General features: G+C 56.1%; 12 protein-coding genes. 6 read left to right on the top strand and 6 right to left on the bottom strand.

Annotated elements, in window-relative coordinates; translation table 11 throughout:
* Positions 1-238: 238 nt before the first annotated feature.
* Genes HKD27_RS04020 through HKD27_RS04010 form a run of 3 tightly spaced genes read right to left on the bottom strand, consistent with a single transcriptional unit; the run spans position 239 to position 4,503 of the window.
* Positions 239-1,444, bottom strand: a complete 1,206-nt coding sequence (locus HKD27_RS04020) for a glycosyltransferase family 1 protein (RefSeq protein WP_194688389.1) — start codon at positions 1,442-1,444, stop codon at positions 239-241.
* Between the two features lie 6 nt (positions 1,445-1,450).
* Positions 1,451-2,821, bottom strand: a complete 1,371-nt coding sequence (locus HKD27_RS04015; RefSeq protein ID WP_228518286.1) for a capsule biosynthesis protein — start codon at positions 2,819-2,821, stop codon at positions 1,451-1,453.
* Complete coding sequence (locus HKD27_RS04010) at positions 2,818-4,503, bottom strand: hypothetical protein (protein ID WP_194688390.1); 1,686 nt, start codon at positions 4,501-4,503, stop codon at positions 2,818-2,820. The genes HKD27_RS04015 and HKD27_RS04010 overlap by 4 nt, the downstream gene beginning before the upstream one ends.
* Before the next feature lie 410 nt (positions 4,504-4,913).
* Here HKD27_RS04010 and HKD27_RS04005 point away from each other — a divergent pair, with 410 nt between their 5' ends.
* Positions 4,914-6,155, top strand: coding sequence for an LTA synthase family protein (locus HKD27_RS04005; RefSeq protein WP_194688391.1), 1,242 nt, complete (start codon positions 4,914-4,916; stop codon positions 6,153-6,155).
* Positions 6,156-6,184: 29 nt separating this feature from the next.
* Here the strand turns inward: HKD27_RS04005 and HKD27_RS04000 are convergent, their stop codons facing one another.
* Both HKD27_RS04000 and HKD27_RS03995 read right to left on the bottom strand, forming a co-directional pair.
* Positions 6,185-6,742 (bottom strand): hypothetical protein, encoded by a 558-nt coding sequence (locus HKD27_RS04000; protein WP_194688392.1) that lies wholly within the window; start codon positions 6,740-6,742, stop codon positions 6,185-6,187.
* Between the two features lie 32 nt (positions 6,743-6,774).
* Positions 6,775-7,365 carry an NUDIX hydrolase gene (locus HKD27_RS03995; RefSeq protein ID WP_194688393.1) on the bottom strand — a complete coding sequence of 197 codons (591 nt, stop codon included), beginning with the start codon at positions 7,363-7,365 and terminating at the stop codon, positions 6,775-6,777.
* 50 nt (positions 7,366-7,415) lie between these two features.
* On the opposite strand from HKD27_RS03995, the gene dinB reads away from it, so the two are divergent.
* The 4 genes from dinB to HKD27_RS03975 all read left to right on the top strand — a co-directional run bounded on the left by dinB (position 7,416) and on the right by HKD27_RS03975 (position 10,936).
* Positions 7,416-8,486: a DNA polymerase IV gene (gene dinB, locus HKD27_RS03990; RefSeq protein WP_194688394.1), complete on the top strand. Its 1,071-nt coding sequence runs from the start codon at positions 7,416-7,418 to the stop codon at positions 8,484-8,486.
* A gap of 106 nt (positions 8,487-8,592) precedes the next feature.
* On the top strand, positions 8,593-9,027 hold the full coding sequence (locus HKD27_RS03985; RefSeq protein WP_194688395.1) for a hypothetical protein: 435 nt from the start codon (positions 8,593-8,595) through the stop codon (positions 9,025-9,027).
* A 128-nt stretch (positions 9,028-9,155) separates the two neighbouring features.
* The gene (locus tag HKD27_RS03980) at positions 9,156-10,349 is read left to right on the top strand and encodes an MFS transporter (RefSeq protein WP_194688396.1); all 1,194 of its coding nucleotides are present in this window, start codon (positions 9,156-9,158) and stop codon (positions 10,347-10,349) included.
* Between the two features lie 32 nt (positions 10,350-10,381).
* A complete protein-coding gene (locus tag HKD27_RS03975) occupies positions 10,382-10,936 on the top strand; it encodes a TIGR00730 family Rossman fold protein (RefSeq protein WP_062496596.1) in 555 nt (184 codons plus the stop codon).
* A 27-nt stretch (positions 10,937-10,963) separates the two neighbouring features.
* Here the strand turns inward: HKD27_RS03975 and HKD27_RS03970 are convergent, their stop codons facing one another.
* Entirely contained in the window at positions 10,964-11,440 is a 477-nt protein-coding gene (locus HKD27_RS03970) for a GAF domain-containing protein (RefSeq protein ID WP_194688397.1), read from the bottom strand.
* Between the two features lie 219 nt (positions 11,441-11,659).
* Between HKD27_RS03970 and HKD27_RS03965 the strand changes: the two genes are divergently transcribed.
* Positions 11,660-13,135, top strand: a complete 1,476-nt coding sequence (locus tag HKD27_RS03965; RefSeq protein WP_194688398.1) for a mannitol dehydrogenase family protein — start codon at positions 11,660-11,662, stop codon at positions 13,133-13,135.
* Positions 13,136-13,201 lie beyond the last annotated feature (66 nt).

Raw genomic sequence — 13,201 nt, 5'->3', positions numbered from 1 at the left:
ACAGCCCCCAATCTGCTCAAAACGCACAACGAAAATCACCATCCAGAGCCATCAATACCAGCCTGCGAGCCCAAAATCAGGCAGAAAGGTCTTCAATCAACGGTTCTTCGAACCCTCCACGTATTTACTGCCAAATATAAACAATAAGGAGATCAAAAACACCCACCTAAAAATGCGTACCTTTCAATCTCTCGAGCAGATTATTAGAACATTATCTATAAATTATAGAAATAACATATCAAATAAAAATTTTCAACTTCCCGTCAATACTTTCAATGGTATGATATATACTCTCTTCCCACCCAAATGGTTTCCACGACTGAATGCGGCCGATTTGATCATTCCTACGCTTGCTATCAGCCGTGTAATCCATAATAGCTTCTATCCAGGCAGGACCATCCAAAGGATCCAGATAATCTGCGATGCCTGCTCCAACTTCCCTCAACACGGGAATATCAGAACACAATACCGGCACATTAAAAGAAAAAGCTTCAGCGAGCGGCAATCCGAAACCTTCAGAAAAAGTCGGGAATAGGAGAGCCCGACAATTTTTCAGAAGATGGATAACATTCTGGTCCGGGAGTTCATTATACTCCAGAACATGCCCTTTCAAGGCAGGACATCGGTCCAAAAGATCAACAATATTTTCGTTTTCCCAGCCTCGTTTGCCAATGATAACTAGAACGGGCGTCCTGTCGCCTAACTGTTCCACCAGACGACGCCAGACCTGCAACAACAGCAGGTGATTTTTCCGGGGCTCAATCGTGCTCAGACAGACAAAATAAGGCCGTGAAGGACATGCCAACGTCGGAGGCAGCAGGTCTTCTTCGTTCTTTACATTAACACCCAGAGGAACCAGGCCAATAGGAAGCTGCCGAGAATGTTTTTCCATATAAGGCATGAAGGCATCGCGCACAGCATGCGATGGAAAAATGATACCAGATGCGTAATCAAGAATTGTTTGCACCCGCACGGCGTGTCGTTCCGGCTCACCAGGACGCGCATATTCGGGATATTCCAAAGGAATAAGGTCATGCAGGATAGGCACAAATTTTGCGCCTGTCCGCTTGAGAATATTCCTGATCACCCTGGGGCGCGTCAAATGATGATGGGACACCAAGATATGGACCATCCGAGGGCTTTTCGGGAGTGGAGAATAAAGGATTTTTCTCCTGATCTTTCTCTTCAGACGTGATGCCGATGTGGAAACAGTAGACGACCCCCATTTTGCAGCAAGTGCTTCGATCATCTTCTCAGCCAACGGTGTTGGAATACCGCCCGCAATTCCTACGGGATGCATGGCACAGAAATAACTCTGTTCCCGTTTGTGTGTCAGAAGATACTGGGCATAGGACAGTTCGACCCGATCTATCCCCGTAGGAACAGCATAATCCGCACGCGCCAGCAGGCGGGAAATATCCAGAAGATATGAAACCGGGGTCACGTCAGTTCAAAAGCCTTCTACAATATCCGCCAACTTGGCTGACAGCGACAGGATAGGACGCCTCATGCTGTCCCATGCGGCTACGTCTGGTCCATTGGTCCTACAGGCTTCACGAAATTTGATGGGACAATGTCGTTGAAGACGGCTGACTACTCCGTTAACGAGCGTCTCCAGTCCTTCTTCAGAGAAAAAGCCTCCCGGAACCAGACAGTATTCTATTAATACATGCCTGAAAGCCGTGAAAATCACAGGATCAGGACCTTGGGGAGATGTCCAGAACTTCTCCAGACCATCCTGATGAGTAATTCCTGGGATATTATAAACGGCCTGCCCAAGCGTAATCACTGGAATATTTTCGGCAACCGCCAGTGTTCCAGTCGTGCTGTTGATGGTCACCACCCCCTTGGCGCCTCTTACCATCACCGCAATATCACCACGCTCGACATAACCCACCCGCCGGATGACACCATATTTCCTGGCGATCCGACCGACGATACGGCGCCAGTCATAAATGCCGTTATCCAACGGATGCTCTTTGATGATCAGGCACATATCCAAGGGTGCAGATGCTGCAAAAGAAGCGATAACCTGTTCGATCGCATCCTCAATGCCACTAAAGCCTGAATGCAGACGCACCTGCGCATCCGCATTTAACTGAAGTGGAAAAAGCATATAAGGCGCCTTGCTTGCCGACAGTCGGCGAAGCACCTCTTCACTGCGCTGGATTGCAGCCTTGCGGTCCGAAAGTCTTCTGAGCCAGCCCATGCCTTCGGTCAGTGGGTGCCAGGGACGATGATTAGTCCAGTGAGGATAATGCCATCGGGACAGAATATCCGCAGTATTATATGCAATGCCTTCCATGGCCCGCCGGCGGAACGAAGATGGCACCGGATGGTGGGGCTCCGCCTCTGGAAGATGCGCAGCTTCCTTCAGATAATATTCCGGATCCTGTGGCAGTTTGGAATGACCATTAACGCCACCCAGTTCCAGCGTTACCCAGTCCGGCCGCAGATAGCCTTCTTCAAATACATGAACGGGCATATGCATCTCACGGCACAACTCAAGCGCCGCAGCATGATGGGGGCGGCAGTCACCAAAGAGCAGGACATCCGTAATCCCGTTGCGGGCAATGAAGTCCCGCAGATAGGTCGGCCATTCTTCCAGGGAGCGACAGTAATCCGTAGCATTCGGCAATCGCCAGAACAGCCGATCTCCACCGTTGAAGTGGATTTTGTGAACACCGTACCCTTCCTTCAGAAGTCCCCTACCCACCCTTTCAAAGAAAGGGCCCATCAAACCCTGAAGCAATAGAAAACGTCGCGTTTCCAGCTTTGGCTCAGGAGTGGTACCCATCGAAATGTTTGAATCTAAAGTCATTTACTCTTTCTTGCAGACGATGCCATCAGATGGGCCACATGCTTATGCAGTCTTCCCTGCACTCTTCTAAGTCGAGTTACAAGACTGGGTTTCCATAACTCCGGCTGTAAAAGACGCTCAATCAGAATTTCAGGTCCACATGGCAAAAGAGTGACCGGATCGAGGTAGCACGGATATAATATCAATGTGGCTGCCACGAGATCTTCGAGAGAAAGCTGGCGACCACGCCTGGCAAGCGGGGGGGCCATATCCTCCGTCAGGCCCCACCCCGCATAGAAAGGCTGCCCGTAAACCACAACGGACCGCTTCCTCAACAGGGCCTCAAAACCTGCAAGCGACGTCATGGTGTGCACCTCGTCCACGCCGGCAATCAGAGCCGTCATGGAACCACCGCGCTGTATTTCGTCCGCATAAAGAAGCACAACCTCATCAGGCACATGGCCATTCCGGTGACCTGCGTCCACGTCCGGATGAGGGCGAAAAATAATATACGCTTCGGAATTACGCTGCCGCACGGCTTTCAGAAGGGAAAGATTGTCCGCAATTTCCGAACATCCCAGCCGAATCGAAAGGTCATCCCCTACCTGCCCGGGAACAAGAATGATTCTCTTTCCTGCCGGGATATCCTGATAAGACCCGGTGGGAGGCGATGCACCATATTTCGAGATATTCCGCTCAACCAGCACCTTTATCAGCGCTGCCGCGCGGACACGCAGAGCCTCCGTGAACTCTGCGCCGCTCAAAAGGCACTCGAGATCGCTACAACATGAAGGATCAAAGTAGATCCCCCGCTGATCCAGAACAATGGAAAACGGCGGCAGCAGATCACTTCCCAGGCCAATCGACCGGAGAAAACCATCTTCCACCTTGGCGACAGGAATATTTGCTCCAGCCGCAAGCCTGAACAGCCCCCGAGGCGCGCGACTCACCCAGACAGCGATGCCCGTACCCCGCTTTTCTGCGGATTGCCGCGCTGCAAAACTCCGGGAACGGAAAACAACCCCGAGACCAGACCCCTCGAAAAACTGCCTGATCCGGCGGCGCTTCCACCAGGCCATTCCCACACAGACGCCCAGTGTGCGCTTTTGCAGCCACGCTCTTTTAGCATCAGAAACGATGTCCACCATCGTCGCAAAATCAACCTGCCTCCCCGTAAACGGACTGGTCCATTCGACCCCTTCTGCCAGCCAGCCCATCGCCTGACCTGTAGAGAAGGTTTCAAACTCATCGTGCCTGTTCAGGAGCTTTACGGAGCGAGCATATACGGCCCCCAGCAGCGTCAGATCGTCTGGTTCACTTCCCCAGACTGTTGCACAGCGTTCCAGAAGATCATGCGGTTCAGAAGACTGGGAAAAAACCACATTTTCATGCGAGAATGCTGGCCGTTCTTCACCCGCCGGTATAGTGACACAGATGGTCTGTCCCGAATGTTGCCTCAGAATGGCCTGAACAATTTTCCGAGTATGTCCCCAGTCACCACTGCCAGAAACAAGGTGATCGAATTGTCCTTTTCCAGAATAGACCGGCAACCAGAAAGCGCCACCGAGCCTTTCTGTCCGCAACATCTGGAGAAGGGCGGCTTCAGTCGTTATTTTTCCAGAAAACGAACGCCAATCCCGGACCGGACGCCCAAGAACCGGAACATACAACGTCAATGGCGGTGGGATTTTCAGAAAGGTCATTAAAAAGCGGCCGAATTCTAAAGATCAGGAGGATGAATGATATGAAAACCACTCAATAATATATCTTATGAAAAAGAAAAATCCCTTAACGCACCTTGTGGAATAATGTCCGCTATCAATAAGATAGTCGCACGATAACTCCATCATCACCAAATGAAAAAAAATACGTGCTAGAATATTTAACCATAATATTAATATTGTTTTTATTTAACTCTTTTATTGATGGTATAAATTCAAAAAAATATTTGAATTTACAGCAATCAATCCCAAGAAATATTATTATATTAATGGAATTCGGATTTTTTCTTTTCCTCATGGGAAGCCCTTGGCTCGCGTTCGCGCTCACGACGTTACTTACGTCCCTTTTAACCATGGCATCCATTTTAAAATACCGGGTTCTGGGAGAACCCTTGATTTTCAGCGATCTCGCTGTTGCAGCGTCCTTTCTGCGTTATCCACGGTTTTACATGGACGCCATCCCTAAGTTTCTTAGAATAATTATAATATCTGCATTCATTTTCGTTCCAGTGATTGTGTATTTTGTGATCAAGGCTGATTTACCGCCTTATTCTCACTGGGTCGGGATGGTCATAATAACTCTATCTGGTTCAGTATTGGCTTTTTTATGGAAAAAAAATTGGTCAGAAACATTAATGACTCATCCAGATCTTTTTTCTGATGTCAGAAATTACGGCCTGATCGCGACACTTTTCTTTTACTTCCTGCGCTGGCGTCATGAAGGGGGTCCTGCTCCTCTCGAAAAATCTTCTTCCTGTGTCCCGCCGGATATAGAACTGCTCATTATTATCCAGTGTGAGTCTTTTGCCGATCCGGTTTCCCTCAGTACTCAACACCCACTTCCCCCCTTACCTACCCTGACCCGTCTTCAGAAGGAGGAAGGCAATACAAGAAGTGGACAACTCGACGTCAGTGGATTTGGCGCTTACACAATGCGCACAGAATATGCCGTGCTGTTTGGGCAGGAGGAGAAAAGTCTCGGGTTCCGATACTTTGACCCGTTCCTGACAGCCCATAGAAACATGTCTTATGCGTTACCCAACCGTCTCTCTTCTTCTTTCGAAGAAAGAGTTTTCTTACATCCTCACGACCTGCGTTTTTATAACAGAGCTCAGCTCATGCCCCAGATGGGATTTACGCAACTCATCTCTACGGAAGCATTTTCTGAAGACGATCTTTGCGGATCTTATGTAGGAGATATCGCGCTCGGAAAGAAAATCTGTGATATTATTGAAAAGTCGTCTCAAAAAACCCAGATGATCTATGCAGTGACAATGGAAAACCATGGCCCCTGGAAGCAGGTCGATGGCATCGACTATAAAGATCCAGTCGAAATCTATGATTTCCACGTCCGAAACAGCGATATTCTGCTTGATATGCTTGATCAGAAGCTTTCAGGATTGGGAAAGAAGGCTGTACTTGCTTTCTTTGGCGATCACCGCCCCTCCATCCCAGGATATAATTCACCGGGCCGCAATAAATCCACGCCGTTCGTTATAAAAACATATCATTCATCGGCCGACTTTGATTTTCCTCAGGACGCACACATCAGTCCAGCAGAGTTTTCTGAAAAAATAATGTCTCTCTTGAAAAAACGTTCAGGTCTTCCTGAAAAAGAGGCCCTGCGAACATAGATTGTCTTTCTTGACACCGTGATCTGACGCTATTTCAGGTACAGATAGAACGGGATGATCCCGAAGAGTGCCCAGGCGATCATGAAGATGAACGGGGCCTGATGGGCGAACAGTGCGCCACGCTGGGCACGGCGCATCATGTCACGGGTTTCGTCCTCATTGGGGGCCAGTGTAAAATCGGTCAGGTCCGGGCTGCGGGTATGCAGGACCCGCTGCTTGCCCTCCCATTTCCCGATTGCGGCATAGGCCGCCCGGATGCCCGGCAGTGCCATAAGGGCAAGGACAAACCCAAGCAGTGAGAACAGGGGCGGGAGCAGAAGCACCATGCTGTCACCCCATCTTTTGGTCGAACCGGTCATGGCCGTCGCATAGGCGATGACAAGAAACGCCTGCGACCCCAGAAGGGCCTGAAGACGGCCGTTCACGACTTCCGTCTCGAACCGGATTTCCGAGCGATAAAAGGCCAGGAGTTCATTATCGGTCGGATGGCCGCGTGCGATGATCTGGCTGGTATCGGGAGACGGCGATGCGGTTTCGACCATCGGGACCTTCATGATGTGCTGGAGCACAGCTAGCGTCCCAGACACATCTCCGGTTCCGTTAGGTCGGAGGAAAACCCTCAGATCAGCCCTTTTGCCCGGATCAGCGCAAAAGCGGCCAGCGAGACCATGCATTTCAGTTCGCCGTCCCGGATCAGGGTCTCGAACGCTTCAAGCGTCATGTCGTGGCAGGTGATGTCTTCTTCCGTCGCCTCACGATCCGTCTCGCCACGCGTCAGATTGCGGGCCAGGAAGACATGACCTTTCTGGTTCGAATAGCCCGCCCCCTGATACATGCTGCCGACATGGATCATCTCGCCGGCACGCAGCCCGGTTTCCTCCCGGAGTTCGCCCAGCGCAAGTTCGACCGGATCGACGTTCTCTTTCGTCTCCCACATCCCCATCGGCAGTTCCCACAGCCGCTCGCCAACGGGATAGCGGAACTGCTGGATCAGCGTGATCTTGCCGTCGGCATGCAGGGGCAGGATCACGACAAACTCGCCACGCTCGACAATGCCATAAAGCCCCTGCTTGCCGTTGGGATGGACGATGATGTCCTCGCGCAGGGCGGTCCAGGGGTTGCTATAGGCCAGCCGGGTCGAAAGCGTCTGGAAACCGGCATCTTTGCGGGCGTCTTCGAGACTTTTCCCGGGGCTTTTATCGGAGCTCATGGACGGATCCTGATCTTGTTTCGTTCTTCCGAATCGGCGAAACTTGCATCATGGAGCAACGCCGGATCGTGCATATCGACATGGACGCATTTTACGCGTCTGTCGAACAGCGGGACGACCCCTCCCTGCGCGGCCGCCCGCTCGCGGTGGGCCGGGGCGAGGCACGCGGCGTTGTGGCCGCCGCAAGCTATGAGGCCCGGCGTTTCGGGGTCCGCTCGGCCATGCCGTCGGTCACGGCCAAACGCCTCTGCCCGGAGCTTGTATTCGTGCCTGCGCGGTTTGACGTCTATCGCAGCGTCTCGGCGCAGATCCACGACATCTTCTCGCGCTATACGCCCCTAATCCAGCCGCTGTCGCTGGATGAGGCCTATCTGGATCTGACGGACCATCTGGGCGCCTATGGTTCGGCCACTCTGGTCGCGGACCGCATCCGCGCGGATATCCATGCCGAGACGGGACTGACTGCCTCGGCCGGCGTATCCTACAACCGGTTTCTGGCCAAGCTGGCCTCGGATTACCGCAAGCCGGACGGACTTTTCGTCATCACGCCCGCGATGGGACCGGACTTCGTGTCTGCCCTCCCCGTCGATGCATTTCACGGTATCGGGCCAGCCACGGCGCGGAAAATGCGTGCTCTCGGCATTGAGACGGGAGCCGATCTGCGGGAGCGGGACATCGAGACGCTGACCCGGCATTTCGGCAAGGCGGCGACGTTCTATTACGGTATTTCGCGCGGGATCGACCAGCGCCCTGTCGTCGTGAACCGGGAGCGCAAATCCCTCGGGACCGAGCAGACCTATCTTCGGGACCTGACATCCGAAGCCGACGCGCATCAGGCGCTGACCCAGATCGCCGCCAAGCTGTGGGGGAGCGCCCAGCGCCGCCAGCTTCAGGCGCGGACGGTGACCCTGAAGGTCAAATACGCCGACTTCCGCCAGATCACCCGCGCCCGAACCCTCTCCGCACCGGTTCCGTCCGAAGAGACCCTGCTGGAGACGGGCCAGAGCCTCATGGCGCCGCTGTTTCCGTTCGTGCCGGGCGTGCGGCTGCTGGGGCTGACGCTCTCGGGCTTTCATGCGGCGGAGAGCCCGCCCTGCGACCAGATGGAACTGCTTTTCTAAGAGCACCCGGCGCTGTCCGGACAGAATTGCATTCTTTCCGGCGTCTGATGCGTTGGGGATCAGCCTGTTCTGAACGGGCCCTTTTTTCCACCGCATGGACCAACGCATGCCCCGCCCCACTTTTCCGGCCACTGTCCTGCTGGCGCCACTCCTGATGATGGGAGGCTGTGCCTCCAGGACCGCTCTGTCGCCGGATTTCGAGAAAACCCTCTCCCGCAACCAGCAGGGGCACCCTTTCTCCCCGGCCCGCAATTCGGTGGCGTTTCTGGGAGAGCCGGACCTGTCCTCGGCTACCCCAGAGAACCTGGTGGGAACGCTGCATTACTGCCTGCAGAACGCCATGCTGACGGAAAACGAGACCGGGAGTACCACCGCTCCTGTTCAGAACGACAGGGCCTATGTCACGGGAAAACAGGGCATTCTTCAGGCCCTCAGCCTGCGGACAGGACAGCGCGAACAGTATGCCCTGCCGTCCATGCCCACGCCGCTGCGCCAGACCGTCTGCACGTCCGTCGCGTCCCGTCTGCGTCAGCCCATCTAGTGTCTGCTTCGGGGCGGATTCACTCGGGATTGTGAAGGGCGGAAAGACACGCCCTCGTGACGGATTCACTCATCTGGCCTATGCCATGGAGGATCTTTTTTACAGCCGAGCCTCAGGAGAGCAGATACATGACCGCGCAAGATACGCCGGCGGCCTCACCGACGAAACGCGTTCTTGCAGTCGTCCTGTTCAATCTTCTCGTCTATATCGTGATCGGCCTGCCCAATGCCGTCCTGACGATTTTCGTCCATCAGGGACTGGGCTACAGCACAACCGTCGCAGGTATTACGTTCTCCCTGCAGTATTTTGCGACCTTCGCGGCCCGCCCCTCCGCCGGACGGCTGGTGGACCGGATCGGACCCAAGCCGGTCGTTATCGGCGGCCTTGTGACCTGTCTACTCTCCGGTCTTCTGATTGGGGGGGCGGGGCTTCTCGCGGCCACGCCGCTGCTGTCGCTGGGCGTGCTGCTGTTCAGCCGCCTGCTGCTGGGATGGGCAGAAAGCTGGGCCGCGACCGGGGTGATCGTCTGGAACATCCGGCGCGCCGGTGCGGAAAATACCGCCATCGCCATTTCCTGGAACGGCATCTGCTCCTATGGGGGGATTGCGCTGGGTGCGCCGGTCGGGGCCAAGCTGTCCATGCTGGCGGCACCCTATGGCGGGCTGGTTTCGGTGGGCATACTCTCAGTGGCTTTGCCGCTGTTAGGCCTGGCGCTGATCGGCTTCTACCCTGCCGTCAAACCCCTTCCCTCGACCAGCCTGCCCATTCCTTTTGCCCGGGCGCTCAGACTCGTGCTCCCGCATGGTTCGGCCCTGGCAGCGGGGTCCATTGGATTCGGGGCGATCTCGTCGTTCCTGGCGCTGTATTATTCGGTGCTGCACTGGCAAGGCGCGGCGACGGCGCTGGCAGTTTTCGGCTTCACTTTCGTCGTCATCCGGTTTTTCTTCGCCTCGCAGATCGCAAAGCGAGGCGGTGTGTTCGTGGCGATCGTCTCGCTGCTGGTGGAAGCGCTCGGACTCGCCACACTCAGCGTGTTCCAGACACCATCCGCCGCCCTTGTGGGCGCTGCACTCACGGGCGCGGGCTTTTCCCTGCTCTTCCCGGCACTCGGCGTTCTGGCCGTTAACAGCGCGGGTCCGGAGAACCGCGGGGCGGCTCTTGGGGCCTATTCCATCTTCATTGACCTTGCCATTGCGTGCTCGGGGCTGTTTCTTGGACAGGTCATCGAGTTCGCCGGTTACAGGACGATGTTCGCCACCACCGCCATCTGCTGTCTGGTGGGTGTGCTGATCAGCCGTTCCCTGGGCCGCCGGACCGCGTGACAGATCCTCGCTTCAACTTACACGGACCCGACATGACCATTCGTTCCTGCGCCGTCTTCTGTGGCTCCCGCTTCGGCAACTCCCCCGTCTATGCCGAAGGTGCAAAAGAGATCGGAACGGCCCTGGCGCGACACGGAATCACACTGGTCTATGGCGGCGGCCATGTGGGGCTGATGGGTACAGTGGCGGATGCGGCCCTTCAGGCAGGCGGCAGGGTAATCGGCGTCATTCCCGAATTCCTCCATGCCCGCGAAGTCATGCACAAGGGTGTGACGCAGCTTGAAGTCACGCCGGACATGCACACCCGCAAGGCCCGTATGTTCGAGCTGTCCGACGCCTACGCGATCATTCCCGGTGGCCTCGGCACGTTCGACGAACTCATGGAAATCATGACCTGGAAGCAGCTCGGCCTGCATCAGGAGCCGATCTACATCGTCAATATCGGCGGCTGGGCCACATCGCTGGTCAACACGCTCAATGATGCGGTCGATCAGGGCTTTGCGGACCCGTCGGCCCGCAAGCTGTTCACAGTCGTCGAGGACGTGCCGGCCCTGATGAATCACCTGTCCGTCAGCGTCCCGGCCTGACCCCGGCTGAGCGGGGCCAGTCCCCGCTCAACCTTCCAGTGTTGCCACGAGCAGACTGACCACCTCTTCCAGTCGTGTGCGATCGGCGTCGGAGAACCGGTCCTTTACGGGGCTGTCGATGTCCAGCACGCCCACGAGCGCGCCCTTGGCCACGACCGGCAGCACGATTTCCGATTCCGAAGCCGCATCGCAGGCGATATGTCCCGGAAACGCATGCACGTCCGGCACGACCAGCGTTTCCCGGTTCTGCGCGACCGTCCCGCAGACGCCGCGACCGAGCGGAATCCGCGTGCAGGCCAGACGGCCCTGAAACGGCCCTAGCACGAGCTGGCGATCCGCCTCTTTCCACAGATAGAACCCGGCCCAGTTGATCTGCGGCAGGGCCTCAAACAGCAGGGCCGCGATATTGGCCATGTTGGCAATCATGTCCGTCTCGGTCGACAGGACGGACCGCACCATGGGGACGAGTTCGTCCACGCTCAGACGATGGATGGGAGCACTCATGAGAAACTGTCCTGCAAAAAACGAAGAATGGGGCCGCCGATCATAGGACAGACGGGAAAAAACGGAAAAGGTCGCCATATTTATGGGAAATAACCATTTCCGCTAATGCTCGCGTATTCGGGAGAATTATTAGAAATAATTCACAAAATACAAAAACGGTTTCCTCGAAGGTGGAGGCTTCTAAAAGAAGCCGGTCCTTTCGTCTGAAAGATCCTGTCCATGATCCTGACTTCCCAGACCCTGTCCCACCTCCCGGACTCCATCCTGACGTCGTCCTATGACCGGGATGCGGTGACGCCTGGCATTGTCCATCTGAGCGTCGGCAATTTCCATCGTGCCCATCAGGCCGTCTATACGGACCGCGCGCTTGCGCTGGCGGGCCAGTCGGGCTGGGGCATTGTCGGGATGGGTCTGATGGACCATCCTGCGGAAGTGGCGAAAGCCGAGGCCCTGCACGCGCAGAACGGGCTCTACACCCTGCGCGAATGCCCGCCGAACCGGCCTGATACGGTCCGGGTGGTGAAGTCGCTGGTCGAATACATCCATGCCCCGGCCGACCGCGAGGCCGCGCTGAAGCGTCTGACGGACCCGGCCATCCGCATCGTCAGCATGACGGTGACCGAAGGCGGCTACTACATGGATGAGGCCGGACGGTTCATGACCGAACATCCCGCCATTGCCGAAGACCTGCACCGTCCGGTCCCGCACACGGCGTTCGGCCTGATGACCGAAGCCCTGCGCCAGCGCCGGGATGCCGGTGTTGCGCCGTTCACCATCCTGTCCTGCGACAACGTTCCCGCAAACGGCGATGTCGCGCGCAATGCCGTACTGTCCTTCGCACGCCTGCGCGACGCGGAACTGGCGGAATGGATCGAGGCCAATGTCGCCTTCCCGTCCTGCATGGTCGATCGCATCACCCCGGCCGTTCACCCGGCCGACGTGGCGCGTCTGGATGCGCAGAGCGGGATCGAGGACCGCGTTCCCGTGTTCTGCGAGGACTTCATCCAGTGGGTTGTGGAAGACCACTTCCCGGCCGGACGTCCAGCCTGGGAGCAGGTCGGCGTGCTGTTCACGGACGATGTCGAGCCTTACGAGCAGGTCAAGCTGCGGATGCTGAACGCGTCCCATTCCACGCTGGCCCTGCCGGGCGTTCTGATGGGATACCGGCTGGTCGATGAGGCCATGGGCGACGAACATCTGGCCGCTCTGCTGGAGCAGTTCCTGCGTCATGACGTTGAACCGCAGCTCACCGCCCCTCCGGGCATCAGCCTGCCGGGCTATGCCGCCCAGCTTCTGCAGCGGTTCCGCAACCATGCCGTCAGTGACCAGCTTCTGCGCATCACATCCGACAGCACATCCAAGCTGCCGGTCTTCCTGCGCGCCACGGCCGAGGACGTTCTGAAAAAGGCCCAGGACCCGCGCCGGATTGCTTTCGTCCTCGCCTGTTACTGTGCCTATCTGACCGGCCGCGATGACGTGGAAGCCACATTCGCCGTCACGGAACCCCGCCTCAGCGCAGAAGACCGTGCTCTGGCTCTGGACGCCAATCCAGCCAAAGCGCTGGAGATGAGCGTGTTTGCCGGCTGGGGCCTTGAGAACTCCGCCGAGTTCCTCACGCGCTTCATCCAGACCCGCGAAGACCTGAAAACACGCGGCACGGCTGCCGTCCTGAAAGATCTGGTCGCAAACGTATAAAAGTTTTTGGTGAAGCTTTTTTCAAAAAGCTTCGAAGCTCTCCGCCTTTTTGAAAAAAGGCGGAAC

Source organism: Gluconobacter sp. R75690 (assembly GCF_015244525.1).
Lineage (GTDB): Bacteria > Pseudomonadota > Alphaproteobacteria > Acetobacterales > Acetobacteraceae > Gluconobacter > Gluconobacter potus.
The sequence above is the reverse complement of the archived record's forward strand: the minus strand, read 5'-3'. Positions and strand labels throughout refer to the sequence as shown.